Origin of the sequence: Zobellia alginiliquefaciens, from assembly GCF_029323795.1 — a bacterium.
GTDB classification, from domain to species: Bacteria; Bacteroidota; Bacteroidia; order Flavobacteriales; family Flavobacteriaceae; genus Zobellia; species Zobellia alginiliquefaciens.
The window spans coordinates 4,965,977-4,992,696 of record NZ_CP119758.1; the positions used below are offsets into that span (position 1 = coordinate 4,965,977).

A 26,720-nucleotide genomic window follows, 5' to 3' on the forward strand; every position below is an offset into this window, starting at 1 on the left:
GTATAATCTAAGTGGTTGTCTTTTTTTCTTTTAGCTTGGAAACGTATTCACTGGGTATCACCCCAAACTGTTTTTTAAAACATTTTGAGAAATACGAAGCCGTATTAAAACCGGTCTTGTACATAATTTCCTTTACTGATAAATCGCTCTGTTCAAAAAGCTGAACCGCTCTTTTAAGTCGAATATTCCTAATAAATTCACTAGAAGACAGTCCGGTAATCTCTTTGAACTTCATATATAGATTACTACGGCTATATCCCATTTCTTTCACCAACATCTCTACATTGAAATCTGTATTCATCATGTGCTTTTCTACAATTTCAATTGCAGTTTGCAGAAAAGATTCATCAACAGATGTGACAGCTATTTCTGTAGGCTGTAATGTGATATTACGAGTAAATTGCTTGCGAAGTTGATCCCTTTGCTTTAAAATATTAGCCAAGGTAAGCTGTAGCAATTCCATATCAAAAGGCTTCCTGATGTAGCCTTCCACTCCCAATTTTAAATTTTCAATTTCACTTTCTTCGGAAGCTTTTGCCGTTAACATAACCACAGGAATATGACTTGTTTCCTTGTTTGTTTTTAGCTTTTCACAGAATTCGGTACCGTTCATTACGGGCATTAAAATATCCGTTAAGATGATATTGGGCATCAAGCTTTTTGCCATTTTCAATGCCTGTTTACCATTTTCAGCTTCATAAATCACGTACTCACTGTCCAAAGCCTGCTTTATCAAAGTACGGATATCCGCATTGTCATCAACACATAGTAAAATGGGGAGTTTAGGTCTTGATTTAGAAACATCTTCATCTAAAATTTCATCATTGATACCAATAGCAAAAGATTCGGTTTCCGAAGAACGCACCAAGAAATCACTTTCTGATACCTCTTTGATACTAACCTCCGGAATGTTTGCAAACTTCTCTTTTTCCATGGGTAACTTCACCACAAAATCGGTTCCTTTATTCGGCTTACTTTTAACCACAATAGAACCTTGATGTAATTCGATTAAATTTTTTGTAAAAGACAATCCAATGCCAGCTCCCTGCAGGTTTCTTCTATCTTTCTTATCTTGAGTGTTGAACCTTTCAAAAATTGTATTCACTCTATTTTTTGCTATTCCAGAGCCTGAATCCCTTACTTTGATAACTACATTTCTAGATGTATCCTCATGATTTTCTGCTTTCTCTATTGAAATGCTTACCGTAATATGGCCACCATCCGGTGTATATTTGAATGCATTAGAAAGAAGGTTGTTCATTATTTTTTCCAATGCGTCATGATCAAACCACGAGATAATAGTATCCTCTGAAGATGTAATAGTGAAGTCTACATTTTGCTTGTGCGCCAAAAACTGAAAAGGCTGACCCACCTCTTGAATAAATTCTATAATATCACTATTGCGCACTACCAAATGCATTTTCCCCTGATCTATCTTTCTAAAGTCCAATAACTGATTCACCAGTTTTAAAAGGTAGTTGGTATTCTTGTACATGATATTGTACTGTTCCTGAACCTTGGTCTGGCTTACTTTTAAACCGTCTTTTCGTAAATACTCCAAGGGACCTTTAATCAATGTAAGCGGTGTTCTAAATTCATGGGAAATGTTGGTGAAAAATTCCAGTTTAACACGCTGCATTTCCTCTGACTTCTCCTTTTCAAGATGGTCTAATTCTAACTGATGTTTCTTGCTAGTTCTAATAAAAGTATATCTCCAAAACAGCCACAAAACCCCCATTACCAATAGACCATAAAATAAATAGGCTGCAGAAGTCTGCCAAATGGGAGGCGTTATCGTAATATGTATCTCAGACGGAGATTCATCCCATAAACCATCATTATTAGAGGCTTTTACCTTAAAAACATAATTACCCGGCCCTAAGTTGGTATAGGTAGCAAAACGTTTTTTAGAATTGGTATGTATCCAATCATTGTCAAAACCCTCTAACATGTAAGCAAACTGGTTCTTGGAAGGTGCCGCATAGTGGAGGGCAGCAAATTCAAAAGAAAAATTATTCTGTTTATAGCTTAACTCAATAGTGTTAGATGTATTAACACTTTGCTCCAAAATACTATGTCCACCTATTTCCTCTCCTACTTTGACCGATTTATTGGAAACAAGCAAATCCGTAATTACCGTTTCCGCAGGTGTTTCATTGTCACGTATCTCTTCGGGATAAAAAGCATTAAAACCGTTGATCCCACCAAATAACATCTCACCATCCTCGCGTTTAACACAAGCCAATTCTTGAAATTCATTATCCTGAAGTCCATCACTCTCATTGTAATTTTTAAAAGTCTCGTTCTTAGGGTTAAACTTTGATAGCCCCATATTGGTAGACAACCAAAGATTTCCCTGAGAATCTTCTAGAATACCTTTAATTACGTTGTTTGGCAAACCATCACGACCAGAATAAGAAATAAAACTACCTTCACCTCCATCTTTACCGGGAACGAACTTATTAAGACCTCCCCCAAAAGTTCCTATCCACAATTCTCCAGCAGTGCTTTCATAAAGGGAAAGAATATAATTATGACTTACCGATTTTGGGTCTTTTGGGTCATTTAAGAACGTTCTAAACTTAGGTTGCTTTTTATAACGGTCAATAGCACTCACTACACTAAGACCGCCACCTGTTGCAAACCAGACATTACCCTTTCTATCCTCTAGGATATACCTAATAATATTACTGGGCAATGCATCCGCTTGCTTTGGGTAACTCTTAAATGTTTGTTTATCATACCCCTTTTCATCTTCTTTTTTCATCCATCTCCGCACACCAGAAGTATAGGTGCCAATCCATAAATTTTCATTGGAATCGTTGAGCAAACTGAACACTCCAGGCAAGTCTCCCTGTGGCGACAAGTCGGATTCACTAATATTATCTGGATCACTGATATCCAAAAAGTAGAGACCTGGAGCACTTTCCGCGCCTATTACCAAAGTTTTTTTATCATTGATACGCGTTTCCGTAATAGCGAATGTTCTACGTAAAGAGTTAAAATGTTTGAACTTATTGTAGTTTCCATCATCATCCTTTTTAACAAGCATGTTTAATCCACCACCTTCGGTACCCACCCATACCGAGCCGTTACTATCTTCGTACATAGCACGAATCTTATCATAACTTAAACTTGTAGGATTAGGGGTGTTTCTGACATGCAAAAACTGCTTTTTACCCGGATCAAAAGTATTTACACCTCCCCCATTGGTTCCTACCCATATAATTCCGGTCTTATCTAAAAATAATGATTTGATAATATTTTTGCTAATACTACCTACATCCCTGGAATCATAAATAAAACGCTTTATGAATTTTGGTTCTTTTTCCACAGAAGTATTTTCAAAATAAAACAACCCCTCATTAGAACCGACCCACAAGCGATTGTTATTATCTACCAAGACGTTATTAAAGTTCGTATCATGAACCTTTACAAGTTTAGGCCCCGCACCTTTTACTTGACAGTACAAACCTACGTTTGTAGCTATAATAAGTCTGCCCATATTATCTTCGACCATACCTTTAACAATACAGTCGGGAAGTCCTAAGTCTTTGTTTATATTGCCAAAGTAACCTCTTCCATTAGCGTCTTTTTTAAGTTTATAAAGACCATTTGCCCCACCGATCAATACTTGTCCGTTTTTATCTTCGTAAATAGAATAAATGGAACTACCGTCCCACCCCATGATAAACGGGTCCTGCTCCGAATTGAAATGTTGAAATTTCATTTTTTCCGACGAAACGGAAAGGTCAATCATATCCAAACCATCTTGAACCCCGATCCAAAGGCGATTTTTACTATCCTTAAACAATGCGGTTATATGGTTACCTACGATACTAGATGCATTTTCTTCATTACTCGTATAAGCCTTAAACCTACCCGTAGACACATTGTAGTAATTGAGACCGTTGCCTGTTGTACCCACCCAAAGGTTACCTTCATCATCTCCTGTAATTGCAGATATAAGGTTACTATTTATACTACTTGGCTTATTTGAACTGGGAGTGTAAACCGTAAACTTATATCCATCATATTTATTGAGACCATCATGTGTTCCAAACCACATAAAACCTTGTTTATCCTGGTAAATGGTATTGATATCACTTTGTGAGAGACCGTCACTTGTGGTAATGTGCTTAAAGCTAATGTGGTTTTGGGAGTTTCCGGTAAACACGGAGATATATAACAGAACGCAACAAAACTTATTGAAAAGCTTGTTTATTGCAACTGTACCTAAAACTTTTTTAAAATGGATTTGAAACATAAATATGATAAGCTCCTGTATTTCTTTTTTAACTTTTGATGAAAATCAACTCATTTTAGGTTAAAAATAGTTGTGAAAATAGTCTATAGTATCAATCGTAATAATTTGAAAGTACTAATACTTTGAAAAATAATTCAAGAATGTAATCTCTTTATTTTGTTAAATATTCAAAAACCTGAAGTGGCCCATCATTATTAACACCAACAAGAAATTCCTTCTCTCCAACTGCTAATAATTGCATGCTTTTTAAATCTTTATTGAATTTTAAGCCGCTCATATATACAGGTTTTAGCGAATATTTTCCAGATGAGCTAACAGTTCCTTCCATATAAAAACCTGACCCTGCATCATTTCTGGGGGTCTCTACTTCTGAAGCAAATAAATTACCAGCAACTACAACATCTTTTACGCCGTCTTGATTGAAATCTTTTATTATAATTGAATTCACAGAAGATAATTGCGCCATATTGGGTAATTTGTTCTCTTCTAAACTACCATCTCCTTCGTTTATAAAGTATGAAGAAGCAAATGTCTTTACTTTTTTATGTAGCACATCCGCTGTGTTCTTTATGTTATATACCTCAAAAAAATCGGCCTGGGCAAAAGCATCATATGACTTAAACTTGCTTTTTAAACTCGGGATCTGTTCCGTAGAGCATTGTTTACCACGAACAGGATACAATGTGTTATTTTCGTAATACCCTAAAGCCAAATCATTTGATCCATTTGTGTCAAAATCTGCATAATACACTTCAAAAGGCAGTTTTCCCGTAGCTTTGTATTTATAATTAAGACCCAGATTACCTGTCACATAATCATCATCGCCATCACCATCTAGGTCAGAGGCTTTAATACTATACCACCACCCTTCAGTGTTTTCTAGACTACTCAACTCTTTCTTCTTAAAACCTTCTTCACCCTGTTCAAAAACAGTTACTGGCATCCATTCACCGACCAGTATAAAATCTATCATATCATCGTTGTTATAATCTGTCCAGACCATATCAGTAACAAGCCCTATGTTTTCTAATTCAGGGGCTACGGTACCCGTTACATCACTAAAAACTCCGTTGTTATTTTTTAGAATAGCACTGCTTGCCGATTTAGGGTAATCCCAAGGAACTAAGCGACCTCCAATAAAAAGGTCTAAATCACCATCCTTGTCATAATCAAATGGCTCTACTGACATACCACTAATCTTTACTTGGGGAAGTGCGTTCTTGTTTTTTTGAAAAGTTCCGCTCCCGTCGTTCATATATAGTCTGTCTTGATAATACGATGTATTTTTAGCCTGTTCATTCCCTCCACTTACTACATACAAGTCTAAGTCCCCATCACCATCTGCATCAAAAAAGACGGCCCCTGTGTCTTCATACCACTTGTCCTCAACCAGTACTTTAGATTTTTTTTGTTCAAATCTTTCGTTTTTGGTTTGAAGAAAAAACACGCCTGTTTGTCCTGATGCTCCGCCCACATAAACATCTTCCAAACCATCTCCATTAATATCTCCAATTGCTAAAGATGGGCCAAATTTAGATAATTGATGAGGTAAAAGCACCTGTTTATCAAAATCATCAAATTGATTTTCCGTATGCATGAATTCCAGTCCCGACTTATAGATTTCTTTAAAAATAATTTCGCTTTCCGGTACCAAATCAACTCTGGAGTCGGTGGCTTGGCTTTCTAAAACCTCTACAAGTTGATTTGCTTTTAATTTAACCAAAATTTGCTCCTTACCACTAGCCCAGTTTATTTGTAATGTATCTACCTCTTTTACACTTCCCAAACCAAAGTGAATTATCGGCTCAACGGAAGAAAGATAACCACGGCTAGGCATCATTTCTTGGTACTGGTTTTTGCCGTCCGCCACTAACCTTACTTTAGCGCCAATTCCAAATGTATTAGCTTGATCTCCTTTTAACTTAAGACGTAAATAATTGGTGTCCTCTAACTTATTTTCAATGACCATAGACATTCTATCCAAATTGTTGATTACCATATCCAAATCACCATCCAAATCTAGATCGGCATAAGATGCTCCATGTGTAAAGCCAAAATAAGAAAGCCCTTGTGGATCTTTGTCCTCAGAGAAAGTTAAATCGCCATTATTCACAAAAACCTTATTACTTACCGGTTCTACTGGCATATTTTTTGTCAACAAATAGCGCTCACTTGGCGCTATTTTACCGGATTCTATAGCCGCAGCAACCTTAAGTTCATAATCTTTATTATTGACACTTCGCCTCATTCCATTAGTAATGAAAATATCTTTCCAACCGTCATTATTTAAATCTGCAAAAAGTGCTGACCAACTCCAATCTGTATTTGAAACACCTGCCAACTCTGCAATATCACTGAAAGAATTATTGCCGTTGTTCATTTGTAGACTGTTTCTCATATATTGATAATGCAGCCCCATTTCTACCGCCTCATGAAAATACTCAGGCCGCATGGAAGACATATTCCTTTTCTTTCCAAAATTAGATGAAGACATCATATCTGCCTGTAGCAAATCTATCCATCCATCATTATTAAAATCAGCAGCATCTGATCCCATGCCAAAATTAGAAGTGTGGTTCATGTATTCTTTAACTCCATCTTTAAAGGTTCCGTCCTTTTGATTGATATATAAAAAATCTGGTGAGTTAAAATCATTCGAAACGTAAATATCCAACCAGCCATCATTGTTGAAATCCGATATACTGGCATTTAAACTTAACCCAAAATTATACACACCAGCTTTTTGTGTAATATTCTCAAATTTATTTCCTCCCACATTTTCATACAACTGGTCACTCTCTTCCTGGGTTGCCAACTTTTGTTTTTCCACATAGAAAGCATTTGTACTCTGAAATTCGGCAGGCGGATAAGCTGCTAAAAACATGTCTAAATCTCCGTCTCTATCAAAATCAAAAAACGTGGCTTGATTAGAATACCCCGCATCGTCAAGACCAAACTCCACTGCACTCTCAGTAAAAGTTTCATCTCCATTATTTATATATAGTAAATTTCTTTTATCAGGAGATGGACCACTCACACATATATAAATATCTAAAAAACCATCTGCATTAATGTCTGCCATTGTAACACCACTAGACCATCTTGGTTTATCTTTTCCACCAACACCGGCCTTATCCGAAATATCTTTAAAATTAAAATTTCCTTGATTAAGATATAATTTGTTATTAACTCCATTCCCTACAAAGAAAACATCCGGTAGTCCATCATTATTTATATCTCCAGTAGCAACGCCAGCCCCGGCATACATATAAGGAAAATTAAAATAATTAAGGTTTTTAGATTCTGTTAATGTATTGGCGAAGGTTACATGCGTTTGCTCCTTTAATTTTACTTCAAACTTCAAAGTTTTCCGGTTTATTGAAGCTTCTACATTTTTCTCTTTCTTTTTTTCCGAAGTACATTCCCCACAGACAAGAATCGCAAAAAATAATGTTATACACCTAATTCCATTTAAAAAATAGCCTCCTACCATAAATACAGCCTAAAATTATAATATTGTTGTTTTAAATAGTCTTAAAACATCATCATTTGTAGTTACCAATATACCCACTTGCCCATTAGATATTTTAATCTGTTGAATATCTTTTACGCTATACGGAATAAAAAAACCGCTTTGAGCAGGGCTTAAAGCTCTAAATTCGTTTTGAGAATTATTCTTAAACAAAAACCCGGGAGAAGCGTCTGCCCTAGTAGTTTCTATTTCTACCTCAAACTTGTTACCCCCTAAAAGAATTTCTTGAACCCCATCTCCATCAAAATCATTGCAAACAATACCGTTGACTGTAGAAAATTGTGCTTCTACTGGTAACTTGTTAATTTGGAGCCCTTGATTTGTATTTTCCAAAATAACAGACGAAAATATCTGTGCTTCATAACGTGTTGCATCCGTTATTTTTTCACCTAAAATGGTAGGTAAATCTGCATTAGCAAAACCTTCATACGTCTTGAATTTTTTATTTAATCCAGGAATTTGTTGACTTGAACACTCTTTGCCTCTTATAGGAACCAAACTGTTTTTTAGTTTTTTCGCCAAAAAAATATCGTTCGTTCCATTGCTATCAAAATCATTTGCAAAGACATAAAAAGGTTTGTCTTTAGATGCTGTGAATTTGTAATTTTCGCCCAAATTCCCTAAAATCAAATCCACATCTCCATCTTTATCATAATCCGAGGCCACTACTTTGTTCCACCATCCATTGGTTTTACCCAAATTAAACCTCTCCGATACATTTTTTAACTTATTATTCACTACTTTAAAAATTGTAATGGGCATCCACTCGCCAACTACGATTAGCTCTTTAGCATCATCATCATCTACATTTGCCCAAACGGCGCTAGTAACCATTCCCAAATCTTTTAAATCAGGAGCATCTGATTCTGTAACATCTTTTAATATTCCATTGTCGTTTCTCAACCAATGACTATCTGCTGAGGACGGGTATTTACCTGGCATTTGCCTACCTCCTACAAAAAGGTCCAAATCGCCATCTCCATCAAAATCATGTGTAATTACACAGGAGCCACTAGTTACAATTCTAGGTAAATTTTGAGTTTTGGAAAAAATCCCTTTTCCATTGTTCAAATATAATCTGTCTTGATAAAATTCTGAATCAATTTTACTCTCACTACCTCCACTTACTACATACAAATCTTTATCTCCGTCTCCATCTACATCAAAAAACGTAGCCCCCATATCTTCAGACTCTTTGTCTAAATTAAAAGTAGAATTTTTTAAGGGTCTAAATTTCCCTCGACTATCCTGAGTGTAAATTACCCCTGATTGCCCTTTTGCTCCTCCAACGTAAAAATCCTCTAACCCATCTGCGTCAACATCACCTACAGTCACAAAAGGGCCTAGTTTGGACATTTCGTGCGGAAGCAAAATTTGATACTTATAATCATCAAAATCATTCTCCTTATGTCTAAAATTTGATTGAATATCTTTGGTTGACTCAGCAAACAAAATTGGGTCATTAATTTGCTCATCTATTTGTTTGGTTGCTTCGGAGTAACTAACCTGTACTAATTGATTGGCTTTAACATCCTTAATCGTGTTCACTTTTTTATCTGGCCAAGTTATTTTAATTTGGTCAACCACACCTACATCTCCTAGGCCAAAATGCACCAATGGCTCTACGGACGACAAATAGCCTCTTGTTACTTTAAAATCATGATATTGTATTTGATTGTTATACTTTAGCTCTATCTGGGCACCAATACCATTGGGGTTTTTCTTTGGCCCCTTTAAACCAATTTTCAAGTACTTATTACTCTTCTGTTCATCTAATTTATTCTCAAAAACAAATGCAGTATCCTCAAGATTATTGACAACCAAGTCTAAATCCCCATCATTGTCCAAATCTACTGTTGCGGCTCCATTTGAAAAACTTTTTTGGTCAAGGCCCCAATCCACCACTTTTTTATTAAAGGTTAGATCAGTATTATTTTGAAAAATGTAATTAGTAAGTTTAGTTGTTGGATAAAGATTTAGAATATTCTTTAGGTTTTGCTCATCAGAGTTTTGTTTAATAGCATTGCTATTTATATAATTAAAAAATCTTTTAGTGGCATCTTTATCCGTCACATCTCTACGATAGCCATTAGTTATAAAAATATCCCTATATCCGTCATTATCAAAATCGCTTCCAAGACATGACCAACTCCAATCTGTTTTTGCAATACCTGCTAACTGACCTATTTCACTATAAAAACCATTCCCCTCATTTAAATGCAACATGTTATGCATATATTGGCTGTGGTAACCACGCTCCATGATTTCCCTATATTTCTCTAAGTTCATTGACGCCATTGTAGTCTTGCTTCGGATATAATTTTCAGATACCATATCCAAGGCCAAAATATCCTCAAAGCCATCATTGTTAAAATCTACTACATCTACACCCATAGAATAGAATGAAGTATGGTTTGTATACTCTTTAATACTTTCCTTAAATTTATTTTTACCTTGATTTATATATAGATAATCAGATTGTTCGTAATCATTTGTGACGTAAATATCCGTAAGCCCATCATTATTAGCATCAAGTGTACTGACTCCTAATCCATAGCCGTAATTGTTAACGATACCAGCTTGTAAACCAATTTCCTTAAACTTATTATTTTCATTTAAAAATAGTTTATCTCTATAGAGGTTATTATTTTCTCTTTCGCCCTTATTTATTTCATCCGGTGTCTGAAAAAATAATTCTGGTCTATTGGTAAGATACATGTCTAAGTCATTATCATTATCCATATCAAAGAACACTGCTTGAACCGAGTACCCTGTATCCGCCAAGCCATATTCTTTTGCTTGTTCAGAGAACTTCATATTACCATCGTTGATGAATAATAGATTTTTTCTTTCCTCATCCGTGTCCTTATATCCACCACGACAGATATAGATATCCATGAAACCATCATGATTAACATCTATCATATTAATACCTGTATGCCAACCACCACCTCCACTTACACCTGCGGACTCCGTAATATCCTCAAATTTAAAATCGCCTTTATTTAAGTATAATTTATTGGATTGTTCATTGGCAGAAAAATATATATCCGAAAGTCCATCATTATTAATATCACCAATAGCTACCCCCCCTCCATTGTATACATAGTTAAAATGAACTACGTAATTTTTCAGATTTTCTTCTACATGGTTCATAAAAGTCACACCTGAACTATCTGGATGGACAAGTTTAAAAAGTGGCTCTTTAACTTCCGGTTCCTGCAGGTTAGCTATTTTAGTATGAACTTCCTCTTTGCAACTAACGACCACTACTAAAATAACCAATATTGAAAGTAGACTGGGTGATATATTATACTTCATAAACTAAAACTATATAAAAAATTATTGTGCAACCTAACACCATTTTCATTTTACCTTAAAAAACAACTAAACGGCCTACCTTATTTACACAGGTAGACCGTTTTTTATTTTACATTATAAACATAGGTAATCAAGCCTACCTAATAACCCGGATTCTGTTCTAGAACTCCTCCGTAATTATCTATTTCTACTTGTGGTATAGGAACTTTTTCGTGTTTACCTACAATAAAACCTAAAGGGGTTAATAAATCAGTACGTCCCCATCTAAGTAAATCTTGTTTTCGCAGACCTTCCAAGTTCAATTCCACACGACGTTCGTGCCGTATGGCATCTATCAAAGCTTGCCCTGTTGTTCCAGCAGGCACCTCTGGCAATACGCTATCATCTCCCTCACGAGCTCTCCTTCTCACTTTGTTTACATATTCTATCGCTGTTGCCGGATCCGATTCTGCTACAGCTTCGGCATACATCAAGTATATATCGGCCAGTCTTAACACTCTCCAATTGACACCGCCGTCGCCAGCTTGAGCCGGAATAGGGTAATCCGAATATGGAGCATAAGCCACTTTTTTACCGAAATAAGAGTTTACTCCATCTAAAGGGGCATAAGGTTGTCCAGGAATATTATAAAAACTATGCTCATACCTTGGATCTCCCTCCTCAAACTCGTCTAACAATTCTTGCTTGGCCATGGTAAAGCCCCAGCCTCCATAAGAACCGCCCGACCTTGGACCAAAAGCGTGTCCGGTAGCATTACCTAATTGCACCGCTCCTCCACCTTCATTAGCTTCTTTGAACTGCACTTCAAATATAGATCCTGGTCCATTCTCCCCTGCGGGTTGAAAAATTTCACGATAGGTAAGCGCCAATTCATATTCTCCAAGAGCAAATAATTCTTCTGAATATTTTTTAACTCCTGCCATATCGTTTTGGACCGCTTTAAGTCTTACTAAAAAACCCAGAGCAGAGCCCTTAGTAGCCCTACCCATGTCTTCCGCAGCGTATTCAGATTTCTTAGGAAGTCTAGCTATAGCCTCCAACATATTCTCTTCAATAAAGTCCCAAGTTTCTTGCTCTGTACTTCTTCCAACTGTTAAATATTCTTCAGCCAGTTCAAAATTCTCCCTGTAAATTGGCACGCCTCCAAAGTATCTTACCAAATCAAAATAATAAGCTCCTCTTAGGAAATAAGCTTCCCCAACAATTCTAGTTTTTAGGGCTTCGTCCATTTCAATATTAGGTACATTTGCGATTACCTTATTCGCGTTTCTAATACCCTGATAATCCTCAGGCCACCTATTTACAATCTCACCTACAGTTGTAAGTATCTCGTAGTTTTCCAAAGCAGTTAATGGATCTTGATCTGCAGGGCTAGCTCCACCTTTCCAAGCATCATCAGTTCCTATATTCCCCCAACCATAATCACCTTGAAAGTTATTATACCATTGTCTCAACCCTCTATAGCTAGCATTAATTGCCAATAGAGCGTCTGATTCATTTCTGAAAAAATTATCATCACCTGCTAGGCCATAGGGTGTTGGCTCTAGAAAGTCGTCTGATTTACAAGCCGTAAAGCCCATAACCATTACCGCAATAAGTGTATATATTATCTTTTTCATAGTCTTATAAAGTTAAGTTAATTCCGAAAAGAAATGTTCGTGGTTGTGGGTATCCACCTCTATCCAATCCTATTATCAAAGAATTATTTTCCCCAAACTCATTAGGAGATTGTCCAATTTCAGGATCGAAACCAATATCATATTTTGTAAAAGTATGAAGGTTCTGTCCTGAGATATAAACCCTCAACTTATCCAAACCTATTTTATCTACTAGGTCTGCTGAAAAATTATAACCTAACTGTAAATTTTTCACTCTTAAATAAGAACCATCGTAAACATAACGATCGGAAATTTGAATATTTCTAGCATTTCCAGCTAAAGTAAGTCTAGGTAAAGTGTTTGAAGTTCCTTCTCCGTGCCATCTACCTAAAGCACTTTCCTGAAGTCCTGACCCCAATTCACTTTCAAAGAAATAGGGTAATGAACTGAAAATCTCATTTCCTTGAGTTCCTTGGAAAAAGATTCCTAAATCCCAATTTTTATAATTAAAATCTAAATTGAAACTATAATTGAAATCTGCATGTGGACTACCTATTTTTGTTCTATCATCTGCATTAATTACACCATCTGCTTGATCTGCCACTCCGTCTCCGTCTGTATCAACAGTTAACTGATCTACAAATCTAATATCACCAGGTACTGCTCCTTGTTCTGCACCAGCTGTAACTTCTCCCTCATTCTGAAACACCCCGTCAGTTTCGTAGCCATAGAAGTAGCTAACCTCGTAACCAGGTTCTGACCTAAGGAAACCATTCTGACCAAAAGCACCACCTACGGCTAAAAACGCATTATTAGTATCCAATGAAGTCAACTCATTGTCAATCATATCCATATTAGCACCAATACTAAAACCAAAATCCTCATATTGTTTACTATAACCAAGAGCAAATTCCCAACCTTTATTACTCATCGTTCCTTTATTAAACAAAGTTGACTCCGTAAGACCTGATGACTGGGTAGTGGGAGGAATAAGTAGAATCATATCTTTTGTTTTTCTGTCAAAATAATCAACAGAAAACGTCAATTGATTATTAAGGAAACCCAAGTCTATCCCAACGTTGGTAGTAGTTGTTGACTCCCATTGCAATAATGGATTCGGCACACCCTTAGAGGCTGCACCTGATGCTCTCTGATTTCCGAAAACCACATCAACCCCGGCTGTTGGTCCAACCGACAACTCAGAAAAGAAAGCGAAATCATCAATAGATCTATTCCCAATTTCACCTATACCCGTACGAACTTTAAACTGATTAAAAAAACTGTCTTTCATAAACTTCTCATTATGAACATTCCATGACAACGCAGCTGCTGGAAAAGTACCATATCTTTTATCCGGCCCAAACTTTGAAGAACCATCTCTACGTACTGTTGCCGTTAAAAGATATCGATCATCATAATTATAAATTAATCGAGAAAACAAAGAGAACAAATTAGACTCCCATCTGTTTCCTGCCCCAGTAGTAGAATTACCATCTTCAACTACTACATTATTACCGAACAAATCACTAATATCAGTTGCAAACGCTCGTGTGTTAATTCCGGTAAACTCCTGTTGTTCATGTCCTACCATAGCGGTTACCCCATGCTTACCAAACTCATTATTGTAAGTAAGCACGTTAGACCAAGTATAGCTCCTTGTCTGGTCGGCTCTTGATTCTAATTGATTTTGAGTTCTTAGAATACCACCTGTAACCCCATAACCCACATTATCCGGATCTATTACAGGATCGAAATCGTAACGCTCAGACGTGGTAAACTGAGGCGCGTACGTAGTTCTAAAACTAAAGTTTCTAAGGAAGTTAATATTCAAATAAGCATTTAAATTGAACTCTCTATTAGTATTTTCATTTGTTCTATACCTAACTTCCGCATCTGGATGAATAGCACTAACAGATGTTGGTGAAGAATATAAGCCATCCGCTGTATAAAATGGAATATTAGGCTCCCACCCATAACCTTGTATTGCCGTCTGACCCCAAAGCCAAACTCCGCTTTCTGATCTTGTGTTTTGATTTCTAACGGAATAAGACAATCTATGTCCTAATGTTATATTATCATTTAATTTGTATTCATTATTAATTCTAATGTTATGCCTATTAAAAGCTGACGACTTTAGAATACCTGCCTGATCCGTATAGCCATAAGAAACAAAATAAGAAGCAAATTCATTTCCGCCAGATACAGAAAGTTGGTTGTTTTGAATAAATCCTGTACGGAATATTAAATTTCCCCAGTCATATGTATTCATGTCAGCTATTTCTTCAGCGGAAAACTTAGGAGCTAAACCATCATTGGTATACCCTTCATTTACGAGTCCCGCCCATTGTTGAGAATCTAGCATATCTAAATCTCTTGCTCTTTCTTGAGTACCAATGTAACTATCAAAATTAACTGTTACTTTACCAGGCCTACCCGTTTTAGTAGTTACCAAAATAACACCATTAGCCCCGTTAGAACCGTAAATCGCTGTTGCAGAAGCGTCTTTTAAAACTTCTATACTTTTAACATCTGCAGAATTTAGATTATTAAGGTTTCCCGGAACACCATCTATAATTACATAAGGATCAGAATTATTAACCGTACCTACACCTCTAATTCTTATTGTAGAATTAGCACCAGGTTGACCTGTAGAGGCAGTAACGTTAACACCAGGAGCCCTGCCCTGTAATGCCTGTCCAACTGTAACTACTGCTATTTCATTAATCTCTTCTGAGCTTACCGAACTAATTGCTCCGGTTAAATCGGATTTCTTCTGCGTACCATAACCGATAACAACAACTTCATCTAGTTTACTTGCATCTTCAGCAAGGCTAATATCTATAGTCTGTCTGTTGTTAACTGCAATTTCCTGTGTAGTAAATCCAATATAACTAAATATTAATGTTGCCGTACCATCTGCCGATATGGTATAGTTTCCGTCAAAATCTGTCTGGGTACCGGTTGTAGTTCCCTTTACTAATACGTTAGCACCAGCTAACGGTAGTCCCGTATTATCCAACACTGTTCCACTAACCGCAATTTCTTGGGCTTGGGACTGGCCATAGGCAAATGCTAACAGCCATAACAACCCCGCCAGAAACTTTTGGGGATGCCAGTTTTTACTTGTCCGTTTTGTTAATTTCATAAACATTTTGGTTTAATTGAGTTAATTATTTTTCAGAGTTTATCAAATGTGCCGTTTATTTAACCATTCTTTAACAACAAATGGTCAGATGAGTACAACAAATGGTTCTAACCTTAAAATAAGTGTCCTAATTACACAAAATGAAGAAACTAGCTTTGTAAAACACCGATAACCATAACTATAAGGGTCTCCCCTAGTGAATGTTTACAGATAAACATTCTACTATAAAAAAGACAATATGTTACCCTTTAATTCTCCTATTACCCATTTGTGATAGGCAACCAACAACCCCAAAACCATAATATGACCGGTTCATATCTAGGTAATCGGTTAGATTGTTTTATCTTGTGCTTTTTAATAATAAACCATAACTATGTTTGATATAGAAAATAAGATTGCAGTTATAACTGGAGCTAGTGGCGCTTTAGCAGGAAGTGTTGCCAAAAGTCTTGCCAAGTCCGGAGCTAAGTTGGCATTGTTAACGCGTAAGCGGAATTCTGTACAATCGCTTTTAGATGAAATTAAAACCGTGGGCGGACACGCTAAAGCATATGAAGCCGATATATTAAGTGAGAACTCTTTAGAAAATGCTAAAAACGAAATTTTGTCCGATTTTGGCAGAATTGATATTCTTCTAAATATTGCAGGCGGCAACTTACCTGGTGCAACAGTTGCTCCCGGACAAACCATTTTTGACATCAAGATTGACGACTTTAATAAGGTTACCGAACTTAATCTTAACGGTACCCTTATTCCTTCCTTAATTTTTGGTAAAGTTATGTCCGAACAGAAAGAGGGCGTTATCATTAATTATTCTTCTATGGCAGCCGATCGTGTTATTACAAGAGTTGCCGGATACTCTGCTTCAAAAGCGGCTATGGAAAATTTTACCAGATGGATGTCCGTAGAAATGGCTACCAAGTTCGGCAGTGGTATTCGCGTTAATGCAATAGCTCCGGGCTTTTTTATCGGGAAGCAGAACAAAGCGCTGCTAACCAATGAAGATGGTTCTTTCACCGAACGTGGGGAGACCATTATAAAAAATACGCCCATGGGTCGTTTTGGCGAAGTAGGCGAACTTAATGGTGCTATTCAATTTTTATGTAGCGATGCCTCTAAGTTTATCACAGGAATCGTACTTCCTGTAGATGGTGGGTTCAGTGCTTTTAGCGGTGTCTAAGATCCCAGAGTTTTAAACCAAAAAATAATGAACTAATTAAGAAGAACCTAATATGGAACAAACATGGAGATGGTATGGGCCCAATGACCCTGTTAGCCTACAAGATATTAAACAGGCTGGGGCCACGGGTGTTGTAACCGCGTTGCACCACATACCCAATGGTGAAATTTGGTCAATATCAGAAATACAAGAGCGCAAAAATCTTTTAGAAAAAAATGGTTTGGTTTGGTCCGTTGTTGAGTCACTCCCTATTCATGAAAGTATCAAGACTCAGCAAGCAGGTTTTGAAAAACTTATTGAAAATTACAAGATTAGTCTAAAAAATCTGGCTCAGTGCGGTGTAAACGTTGTATGCTATAACTTCATGCCTGTCCTTGATTGGACACGTACAAGTTTGGACTATGAAGTAGCCGATGGCTCAAAAGCCCTACTTTTTGATGCTACCGCACTTGCAGCTTTTGACCTTTTTATTTTAAAAAGACCGAACGCAGAAAAAAGTTTTACGGAAGCTCAAATTGAAGCCGCAAAAACCTATTATACGGCCATGACCGACGATGACATCTATAAACTGGTAAAAACCATTATAGCCGGTTTACCAGGGTCTTCTGAAACTTATAATATACCTAAGACCGGTTTTGACCTTAGTCCGTTTCAGGCTACCCTAGATACTTATCAGGGTATGAACGAGGATGATATGCGTAACAATCTCGTTTACTTTTTAAATGCAATCATGCTTACTGCTGAAGAAAATGGGATACTCATGTGCATTCATCCAGATGACCCACCATTTTCTATCTTAGGTTTGCCTAGAATCATGAGGAATGAAGCGGATTATGCTTATATTTTTGACCAAGTAAAGTCCATAAACAATGGAATCACATTTTGCACTGGTTCTTTAGGAGCTAGAGCGGATAATGATCTGCCCAAAATGTTTGAACGATTTGCAGATCGTGTACACTTTATTCATTTGCGAAGTACAAAACGTGATGAAAATGGAAATTTCTATGAAGCCAATCATTTAGAAGGAGACGTACCCATGTATGATTTGGTAAAGCTGATAGTATCCGAAGAAAAAAGAAGAAAAACAGAAGGTCGGCAGGATGCCATAATACCAATGCGGCCTGATCACGGTCACCAGATGTTGGACGACCTCCATAAAAAAACCAATCCCGGTTACTCAGCTATTGGTCGCTTACGCGGATTAGCGGAATTACGGGGATTGGAATTAGGAATTCGAAAAGCGTTTTTCGAATAATATTAAGCTCTTAACGTTTTAATCAACGCCAGGGTTTCTCTCACACGATTTTCTAGGCCAGCATAATCTTTGTTGGCCAGAATATCTTTGCTAATGAGCTGAGAGCCCATACCTACACAGGTTACACCCGCATCAAACCAACCTTTTAAGTTAGCCTCATCTGTGCTAACCCCTCCTGTTGGCATAACGCTCGTCCATGGTTGCGGACCTTTTATAGCCTTCACATAACCTGGCCCGTAAGTTGATCCTGGGAAAAGTTTAATGATTTCACAACCCATTTCTTCCGCACGGTTAATTTCCGCCAAAGAACCACAACCTGGCGACCAAAGTACTTTTCTTCGGTTACAAGCAATAGCAATATCTTCACGAAGAGATGGAGTAACAATAAAGTTCGCACCCATTTGCATAAACAAACTTGCAGCAGCTGCATCAGTGATAGAACCTACACCCATAATCATTCCGGGAAGTTCTTTTATCGCATATTTATTCAATTCTAAAAAGACCTCGTAAGCAAAATCACCACGAGCGGTGAACTCCATTAAACGTGAGCCGCCATCATAACATGCTTTTAAAACTTTTTTACCCAATTCTACATCTGGGTGATAAAATAATGGTACCATACCGTTTTCTTTCATAACGGATGCCACCTCTATTCTTGAATACTGAGCCATATTTATAGTTTATAGTTAATTATTTTTCTTGTATCATTTGTTCGTAAAAATAGGTGATATTTTTTTCGACCGACACAAAACTAAGGTTTCCTTGAAATTAATCAACCATAATTGGCTATCAATTAGTGGGTATAGAATGTGTTTAACAATATGTGTTGCTTTTGAGATATAACAAATCACACGACTATCAACATAATTGTTTGACCTTATTCAAAAAAACGAATAATATGACCATTGAACAAAAATTAAGAATCACACATTAAAATTTGCTTTCATTTGTTGTTCATAAAAACCAATAAAATGGAAAACCACCAAACCACAAATACCCAAATGGTAAGTATGCTTACCGATGTTGAACGCGCTTCTTTTTATAGAAAAACCTACACTCACCTAGCAGGTGCAGTTTTACTTTTTATTCTTGTAGAAACTTTATTTTTTCAAATACCGGCCGTCCTGAATCTCGCCCTTTCCCTTACTGGCGGTTATAGCTGGCTAATAATGTTGGGCGGGTTTATGCTAATTACAAATTATGCCGAACGCCTTGCCTTGAAGAGCGAGAATACGAACTTACACTATGTAGGTCTCATACTTTATGTTATTGCAGAAGCCTTTATATTCATTCCGTTAATATTTATAGCTATAATGGCTACGGATGAAGGGTCCATGAGTATTCTTAATCAAGCTGCAATTATGACTTTATCATTGTTTACAGGACTCTCGGCAATAGTATTTTTGACAAAAAAAGATTTCTCTTTTCTTAAATCGATTTTAGCTGTTGGGTTTGCCATTGCACTCGGTTTAATCGTGGCAGGTATCCTATTTGGTTTTAACCTAGGCCTTTGGTTTAGTGCCGCTATGGTAGTACTGGCATCTGGTTCTATATTGTACCAAACCTCAAACCTAGTCCATAAATATAATTCAAACCAGCACGTTGCTGCATCACTTGGCCTTTTTGCAAGCTTGATGCTTTTATTTTGGTATATCTTAAGTATTCTTTCTAGAGATTAAAAAGTAAGTGTTTATTTTTAAGTGAAAAGTCTCTGTTGTTTTAAGAGGCTTTTTTTTTATCTTTCCATTTCACCTAACCCCTGTTATCCTATGAAAAGTGGAAAGACCCTCTTACTTATTTTTTTGTTTGCATTTGGTTCTATAACTGCACAAAATAGCGACATTGAAACCATACAGAATATACTGGACGAGCAAGAAAAAGCATGGTCCGACCATAATTTAGAAAAGTTTATGCAGGGCTATTGGAAATCTGATGAGCTTACGTATTATAGCGGTGGCAAAATCACAAAGGGTTGGCAAACTACCTTAGGTAACTATAAAAAAGGGTATCCTACTAAGGCTCATACCGGAAAACTGAATTTTAAAGTGGACCAGATTACCAAAATCACTGAAGACTCATATTACGTAATGGGACAGTACTTTTTGACCCGAGAAGCAGGGGATGCCAATGGTACTTTCATGATTATTTTTAAGAAGATAGATGGCAAATGGAAAATTATTGCAGATTCCTCTTGTTAATACCTTTCTCTTGAAAATCCAGAAATTAAACTTCTAGTTTTTCTCTTCTTCTAAAACTTTAACCGTAGGAGCAGTAGAATAATACTTTAGGCGCCGTGTGGTGTAGGTGTTATTGGGTGTTATAATTTTTTTTACCCAGTTATTCGCTGGTGTACCATCAAACTGATAAATATATTCTTGAGTTAAAACGCCAAATCGTTTTTGTGTTTTGACCGTGGTTAAGAAGCCATTTTCATCATATTGATACCGCTCTTCATTTTGCGGAATCCATTTTTTGGTAGAGCTATCATACATCAACTCCTTTAGCATGGTCAATTCATATTTCTCATTAAAAACCTCAACAGTTTTTGAGGTGAGGTTACCCTCCATATAGTTTTCTAAAACTACTTTTTTAAACTTCCTTCCGTTCTCCATTAAAGGAGTGGCCGTGGTTAATTTAAAAATAACACCGTTCACCTGTTGTTCAACCGTACTTAAACTGTCCGTATTTTTATACTCAAAGTTGTTCTCATCTATACCACTGGTGTTCGTACGAACAAGCTTTATTAGCTTTTCTTCATCATTATACGAATAGACATTTTTTTCTATAAGCTCCTTCTCGTAAGAAACTATATTCTCTGTTATCTTTTTACCGCCTACCGTATCAACTTCATAAAAACTGGCGATAGAAGTGGCATAATCAAAAGCACCATCAGAATAATTTTCTACTCTTCTTTCTTTTAAAAACCCATCCTCATATTTATAGTAGGTGGTTTCGTGGTCCGTATCGTTATACCGTGTAACTGACTTAGATAAAAATCCATTCAAATTAAAATAATATTCCTCTTTACCATAATCGGTAATTACGAAACACGATTTCACATTTCCCTTCAGATTAAAATCGGATACTTTAAAAATCTCTATGTCTTGAGAAAATACCACGGAAGACATTCCCCATACCATACATACAAACAAGAATTTTTTCACCATACTACAAAACTACTTGATATTCTGGCAACTGAAAACAAAAGCCGTACCAAATCGACAAAACGAAAAAAACCCGCCCAATTATAGAAATTGAGCGGGTCTTAATTATTTATAGCGCTAAGCGCATATGTTTACTTAACTTCTTCGAAGTCTACATCTTCAACGTTATCGCCTTCTGTTGGCTCTTCTGCAGAAGCAGTATCACCTTCAGGAGCCGCACCGTTTTGTTGTGCTTCAGCTTGCGCTTTGTACATTTCTTCAGATGCAACTTTCCATGCCTCATTGATTTTATCCAAAGCTGGAGATATAACAGCTAAGTCTTTAGACTCATATGCTGCTTTCAATTCAGTTAAAGCTTCTTCAACCGGCTTTTTCTTATCTTCTGATAATTTATCACCAAATTCTTTAAGTTGCTTTTCCGTTTGAAAAATCATACCGTCAGCTTCGTTCAACTTATCGGCAGTCTCTTTTGCTTTCTTATCAGACTCTGCATTCGCTTCTGCCTCAGCTTTCATTTTCTTGATTTCTTCTTCTGTAAGACCAGAGGAAGCTTCAATTCTAATGTCCTGAGATTTTCCTGTAGCTTTATCCGTTGCAGAAACTTTGATGATACCGTTCGCATCAATATCAAAAGTCACTTCAATTTGAGGTGTACCTCTTTGTGCTGGTGGAATACCATCTAAGTGAAAACGACCTATTGTCTTGTTATCAGAAGCCATTGGACGCTCACCTTGCAATACGTGAATCTCCACTGATGGCTGATTATCCGCTGCCGTAGAGAATACTTGAGATTTCTTGGTAGGAATCGTAGTATTCGCTTCGATCAACTTTGTCATTACACTACCCATAGTCTCAATACCTAGAGACAACGGAGTAACATCCAATAACAATACATCTTTTACATCACCTGTAAGAACACCACCTTGAATACCTGCTCCAATAGCTACAACCTCATCTGGATTCACCCCTTTAGAAGGCTTCTTACCAAAGAATTTTTCAACAGCATCAACAACAGCCGGAATTCTTGTTGAACCACCTACAAGGATAATTTCATCAATATCACTTTTAGAAAGACCAGCAGCTTTAAGTGCAGTCTGACAAGGCTCAATAGTACGTTTTACCAAATCTTCGATCAATTGCTCAAACTTGGCTCTAGTAAGTGTACGAACCAAATGCTTAGGTCCTGAAGCGGTAGCCGTTACATACGGTAAATTAATTTCCGTTTGTGCTGAAGAAGACAATTCAATTTTTGCTTTCTCGGCAGCTTCACGCAAACGTTGCAATGCCATAGCATCTTTACGTAAGTCAATGCTTTCGTCTTTGTTGAATTCATCAGCCAACCAATCAATAATTTTTTGATCAACATCATCACCACCTAAGTGTGTATCTCCATCAGTAGCCAATACTTCAAAAACACCGTCACCCAACTCTAGGATAGATACATCATGTGTACCACCACCAAAGTCAAAAACAACTATTTTCTGATCTGTATCTTTTTTGTCCATACCGTAAGCCAAAGAAGCTGCGGTAGGCTCGTTTATAATACGCTCTACAGTAAGACCTGCTATCTCACCTGCTTCTTTAGTGGCTTGACGCTGTGCATCGTTAAAGTAAGCTGGTACAGTAATTACTGCACGGCTAACGTCTTGTCCTAAATAGTCTTCTGCCGTTTTCTTCATTTTTTGAAGAATCATTGCAGAAAGCTCTTGTGGTGAATACAAACGACCATCAATATCTACACGTGGCGTGTCATTATCACCTTTTACTACTTTATAAGGTACTCTTTCAGCTTCTTTACTAGACTCTGAAAATTTGTTACCCATAAAACGCTTAATAGAATATATAGTGTTATTAGGGTTAGTTACCGCTTGTCTCTTTGCCGGATCACCAACTTTAATCTCACCACCTTCTACAAATGCGATCACAGATGGCGTAGTTCTTTTTCCTTCTGCATTAGGGATCACTACCGGTTCGTTACCTTCCATAACGGAAACACAGGAGTTGGTAGTACCCAAGTCAATACCTATAATTTTACTCATGCTATATGTTTTAAATATTAGTGCTAATTTTTATAATCGATTACTAATTGTCAAACAATATGCCAACCAACGGCAACCTGACATGATGTCATTTTTACATTTACAAGCAGCTCTGAACACGCCATAAACAGCAGTTTCTATTGTAAAAGGCGACAATTTGATATAAATAAGTAGGATACTCCTGCTTACTTTTCTGAAAAAATTAGTGACAGGACCGTTTTTCTACGCTTTATTTTTCCTTTGCCAGAAGTATCCTTTATCTATCTTTATACCACAAATTGAGTATATACTTATGATGGAGTCTATTAGTATTTTTGATATGCTTAAGATTGGCCTAGGCCCTTCTAGTTCTCATACCTTAGGACCATGGCGTGCTGCGGAACGATGGATTGCCGAGCTTAAGGGTTCCGGACTTTTTAATGAAGTAACCCGTATTAGGGTGCACATGTACGGCTCTTTATCATTGACAGGTAAAGGCCATGCTACGGATTATGCCTTTATGTTAGGGCTTTCCGGTACCGACCCTGTTGAAATTCCTGTTGAGCACATACACTCTATTGTTGCGGATATTAAAGAAAACCATGTTTTGAACTTTGGAAATTCTTTATCCATTCCTTTTAACCCAGAGAATGATATTCTATTCCATAAGAAGTTTTTAGAGTTTCACGCCAACGGACTACAATTTGAAGCCATCTTAAAATCCGGAAAGACTAAAAAGAATACCTACTACTCTATTGGTGGCGGTTTTGTTGTTGTTAAAGAACGAAAGAACGCCAAACGTAACATCGCTACTTTTGACAGTTTTCCCTATCCTATTCAAAAAGGAACGGAACTATTGGCCTATTGCAAAAGTGAAAACAAGTGTATTTCTGAGATAGTCCTTGAAAACGAACGTTCGTTACGCTCCGATTCCGAAATAGACCTGAAACTGCATCACATTTGGAACACTATGTTAGAATGTATGTACATTGGCTGTCATACAGAAGGTAAACTCCCTGGCGGATTGAATGTTACCCGTCGCGCCTTTGAACTCAACAAAAACCTTTTAGGTAATTCTACCAATTACGATTCTCCCGAAACTTGGTTGACCACCATACGGAATACCGAGGTAAAATTTCGCCAGATTTTAAAATGGGTCAGTTGTTTTGCTCTTGCCGTTAACGAGGTGAACGCTTCTTTGGGCCGTGTGGTGACCGCTCCCACAAATGGTAGTGCCGGAGTTATTCCTGCCGTGCTCATGTACTATTTAGTTATTGAAAACCACGAGGCCGATTTTGAGCACATTAAAAAATTCCTTTTCGTTGCCGGTGAAATCGGTAGCATCTTTAAAAAGGGCGCAACTATCTCCGCAGCCATGGGTGGTTGCCAAGCAGAAATTGGTGTGTCTAGCGCTATGGCGGCCGGCGCTCTTACCGAGCTGCTGGGCGGTACACCTGAACAAGTACTGATGGCTGCAGAAATTGCGATGGAACATCACCTAGGACTCACGTGCGACCCAATTGGCGGACTTGTACAAATTCCCTGTATAGAACGCAATAGCATGGGTGCCATAAAGGCGATCAATGCGGCGGAACTAGCTTTAGGCTCAGACCCAAACGATGCCAAGGTGCCTTTGGACAAGGTTGTAGAAACCATGTGGAATACGGCTAAAGACATGAGCTCCAAGTATAAGGAAACTTCAGAAGGTGGACTAGCAATCGGTATTAATATGAGTGACTGTTAATGGGGCAGTATTTTCTTCCATTCCACATCTTTAAATAAATTAAGTCAGCGTACTTTTGATATATAATTACACCTTAAAATGGAGCATTTTTTAAAAGAAGACCTAATCAATTTTGAAACGTTACTTGAAAAGGCAAAACTTCAGGGTATTGAATATTTACAGTACTTAGATAAAAGAAAAACTTCTACAACTGTTCCACCCATTACTAATGAGAACCTTAATGAAGAAGGTATTGGTGGTCTGGAAACACTAGCACAATTCAAAGAAAAATGGGAAAGCCAAATTGTTGGAGCTTCCGGCCCAAGATACTTAGGGTATGTAGTGGGCGGTACTACACCAGCTTCCATCATGGGCGATTGGCTTGCCACAATTTATGATCAAAATCCTCAGACAGTAAATTCGCAAGGAGATGTTTCGGTACAAATTGAACATGCTGCCATACAATTAATGTTAGATTTATTTCAATTGCCCAATGATTTTTTAGGCGGATTTGTTTCTGGTGCTACAATGTCAAATTTTACCTGCTTAGGAGTAGCCCGGCAGTGGATAGGAAAAGAAATGGGCCAGGATTTTGCGAAGGACGGAATAAATGGGAAACTGAACATTCTATCGGCCACGCCACACTCTTCTGCTTTAAAATGCCTTTCCATGTTAGGGATTGGCAGCAAAAACTATACTTTAATAGAAACCATAAAAGGTAATCGTGAAGCGATAGACATACAAGACCTTAAGAAAAATATTGAGGCCCTTAACGGAGATCCGTTTATTCTAATCTCTAGTGCCGGCACTGTAAACACAGCTGATTTTGACGATTTCAAAGCTATAGCCGAGCTCAAAGAACATTATAATTTTTGGTGGCATATTGATGGGGCTTTTGGCGGATTTGCCGCTTGTTCACCAAAGTACGACCATCTAACGGAAGGTTGGGACAAAGCAGATAGTATTACCGTAGACTGTCATAAATGGTTAAATGTTCCTTATGACAGTGCAGTTTTCTTCGTAAAGAAACAGCATAGCAAGTTACAAATGGAAACTTTTCAAAACTCCAATGCCCCGTACTTAGGTGACCCATCAGAAAATTTTAATTATCTCAATTTTTTATCGGAAAATTCAAGGCGACTAAGAGCCCTACCTGCCTGGTTTTCTCTTACGGCATATGGTAAAAAAGGATATAGATATATTGTAGAAAATGCGGTTGACATGGCTCAACTTTTTAGCAATTTCATAGAAGAAAACAATTCCTTTGAACTTCTTGCGCCAACGCGGCTAAACAATGTCTGTTTCACTCTCAAATCAGATACTAGCCAAGCTAGGGTTTACTCTTTTCTAGATACTTTAAATAAATCTGGATCAGTATATATGACTCCTACAAAATATAAAAATACCTTTGGCATAAGAGCCTCTTTTGTAAACTGGCGTACAAGCGCGTCGGATATTGATATTATAAAATCTGAAATGCTAAATGTAATTTCTCATATTTAAAAAGAGAAATATTT

At 37.2% G+C, this 26,720-nt stretch carries 14 protein-coding genes; 6 read left to right on the top strand and 8 right to left on the bottom strand.

Translation table 11 applies throughout. The features are described from left to right. Nucleotides 1-7: 7 nt before the first annotated feature. From P0077_RS20485 to P0077_RS20505, 5 genes are all read right to left on the bottom strand, one after another. Entirely contained in the window at nt 8-4,267 is a 4,260-nt protein-coding gene (locus P0077_RS20485) for a two-component regulator propeller domain-containing protein (RefSeq protein WP_276167052.1), read from the bottom strand. A gap of 151 nt (nt 4,268-4,418) precedes the next feature. Continuing rightward, on the bottom strand, nt 4,419-7,631 hold the full coding sequence (locus P0077_RS20490; RefSeq protein WP_276167053.1) for a CRTAC1 family protein: 3,213 nt from the start codon (nt 7,629-7,631) through the stop codon (nt 4,419-4,421). Between the two features lie 144 nt (nt 7,632-7,775). After that, complete coding sequence (locus tag P0077_RS20495; protein WP_276167054.1) at nt 7,776-11,120, bottom strand: VCBS repeat-containing protein; 3,345 nt, start codon at nt 11,118-11,120, stop codon at nt 7,776-7,778. Between the two features lie 140 nt (nt 11,121-11,260). Continuing rightward, nucleotides 11,261-12,739, bottom strand: a complete 1,479-nt coding sequence (locus tag P0077_RS20500) for a RagB/SusD family nutrient uptake outer membrane protein (protein ID WP_276167055.1) — start codon at nt 12,737-12,739, stop codon at nt 11,261-11,263. Between the two features lie 4 nt (nt 12,740-12,743). Further along, nucleotides 12,744-15,863, bottom strand: coding sequence for a SusC/RagA family TonB-linked outer membrane protein (locus P0077_RS20505; protein ID WP_276167056.1), 3,120 nt, complete (start codon nt 15,861-15,863; stop codon nt 12,744-12,746). Between the two features lie 373 nt (nt 15,864-16,236). Between P0077_RS20505 and P0077_RS20510 the strand changes: the two genes are divergently transcribed. Further along, nucleotides 16,237-17,043, top strand: a complete 807-nt coding sequence (locus tag P0077_RS20510; protein WP_276167057.1) for an SDR family oxidoreductase — start codon at nt 16,237-16,239, stop codon at nt 17,041-17,043. Between the two features lie 52 nt (nt 17,044-17,095). Continuing rightward, nucleotides 17,096-18,298 carry a mannonate dehydratase gene (gene uxuA / locus P0077_RS20515; RefSeq protein ID WP_276167058.1) on the top strand — a complete coding sequence of 401 codons (1,203 nt, stop codon included), beginning with the start codon at nt 17,096-17,098 and terminating at the stop codon, nt 18,296-18,298. Nucleotides 18,299-18,300: 2 nt separating this feature from the next. On the opposite strand, the gene P0077_RS20520 is transcribed toward uxuA, so the two are convergent. Next, a complete protein-coding gene (locus P0077_RS20520) occupies nt 18,301-18,969 on the bottom strand; it encodes a bifunctional 4-hydroxy-2-oxoglutarate aldolase/2-dehydro-3-deoxy-phosphogluconate aldolase (protein WP_276167059.1) in 669 nt (222 codons plus the stop codon). Between the two features lie 300 nt (nt 18,970-19,269). On the opposite strand from P0077_RS20520, the gene P0077_RS20525 reads away from it, so the two are divergent. Together P0077_RS20525 and P0077_RS20530 are read left to right on the top strand one after the other, a co-directional pair. Continuing rightward, on the top strand, nt 19,270-19,977 hold the full coding sequence (locus tag P0077_RS20525) for a Bax inhibitor-1/YccA family protein (protein WP_276167060.1): 708 nt from the start codon (nt 19,270-19,272) through the stop codon (nt 19,975-19,977). Between the two features lie 90 nt (nt 19,978-20,067). Next, entirely contained in the window at nt 20,068-20,496 is a 429-nt protein-coding gene (locus P0077_RS20530) for a YybH family protein (protein ID WP_276167061.1), read from the top strand. A gap of 33 nt (nt 20,497-20,529) precedes the next feature. Here the strand turns inward: P0077_RS20530 and P0077_RS20535 are convergent, their stop codons facing one another. Next, entirely contained in the window at nt 20,530-21,465 is a 936-nt protein-coding gene (locus tag P0077_RS20535) for a hypothetical protein (RefSeq protein WP_276167062.1), read from the bottom strand. 128 nt (nt 21,466-21,593) lie between these two features. Continuing rightward, a complete protein-coding gene (gene dnaK, locus P0077_RS20540) occupies nt 21,594-23,501 on the bottom strand; it encodes a molecular chaperone DnaK (RefSeq protein ID WP_276167063.1) in 1,908 nt (635 codons plus the stop codon). 295 nt (nt 23,502-23,796) lie between these two features. On the opposite strand from dnaK, the gene P0077_RS20545 reads away from it, so the two are divergent. Further along, nucleotides 23,797-25,224 carry an L-serine ammonia-lyase gene (locus P0077_RS20545; RefSeq protein ID WP_276169236.1) on the top strand — a complete coding sequence of 476 codons (1,428 nt, stop codon included), beginning with the start codon at nt 23,797-23,799 and terminating at the stop codon, nt 25,222-25,224. A gap of 78 nt (nt 25,225-25,302) precedes the next feature. Then, a complete protein-coding gene (locus P0077_RS20550; protein WP_276167064.1) occupies nt 25,303-26,706 on the top strand; it encodes a pyridoxal phosphate-dependent decarboxylase family protein in 1,404 nt (467 codons plus the stop codon). The last annotated feature ends 14 nt before the right edge of the window (nt 26,707-26,720 follow it).

Bases quoted from the DNA above. Each gene is read 5' to 3' on its own strand.
- P0077_RS20500 (WP_276167055.1), bottom strand. From the start codon at position 12,739: ATGAAAAAGATAATATATACACTTATTGCGGTAATGGTTATGGGCTTT.
- P0077_RS20535 (WP_276167062.1), bottom strand. From the start codon at position 21,465: ATGGTGAAAAAATTCTTGTTTGTATGTATGGTATGGGGAATGTCTTCC.
- P0077_RS20525 (WP_276167060.1), top strand. From the start codon at position 19,270: ATGGAAAACCACCAAACCACAAATACCCAAATGGTAAGTATGCTTACC.
- P0077_RS20550 (WP_276167064.1), top strand. From the start codon at position 25,303: ATGGAGCATTTTTTAAAAGAAGACCTAATCAATTTTGAAACGTTACTT.
- dnaK (WP_276167063.1), bottom strand. From the start codon at position 23,501: ATGAGTAAAATTATAGGTATTGACTTGGGTACTACCAACTCCTGTGTT.
- P0077_RS20495 (WP_276167054.1), bottom strand. From the start codon at position 11,120: ATGAAGTATAATATATCACCCAGTCTACTTTCAATATTGGTTATTTTA.
- P0077_RS20530 (WP_276167061.1), top strand. From the start codon at position 20,068: ATGAAAAGTGGAAAGACCCTCTTACTTATTTTTTTGTTTGCATTTGGT.
- uxuA (WP_276167058.1), top strand. From the start codon at position 17,096: ATGGAACAAACATGGAGATGGTATGGGCCCAATGACCCTGTTAGCCTA.
- P0077_RS20505 (WP_276167056.1), bottom strand. From the start codon at position 15,863: ATGAAATTAACAAAACGGACAAGTAAAAACTGGCATCCCCAAAAGTTT.
- P0077_RS20520 (WP_276167059.1), bottom strand. From the start codon at position 18,969: ATGGCTCAGTATTCAAGAATAGAGGTGGCATCCGTTATGAAAGAAAAC.
- P0077_RS20510 (WP_276167057.1), top strand. From the start codon at position 16,237: ATGTTTGATATAGAAAATAAGATTGCAGTTATAACTGGAGCTAGTGGC.
- P0077_RS20545 (WP_276169236.1), top strand. From the start codon at position 23,797: ATGGAGTCTATTAGTATTTTTGATATGCTTAAGATTGGCCTAGGCCCT.
- P0077_RS20485 (WP_276167052.1), bottom strand. From the start codon at position 4,267: ATGTTTCAAATCCATTTTAAAAAAGTTTTAGGTACAGTTGCAATAAAC.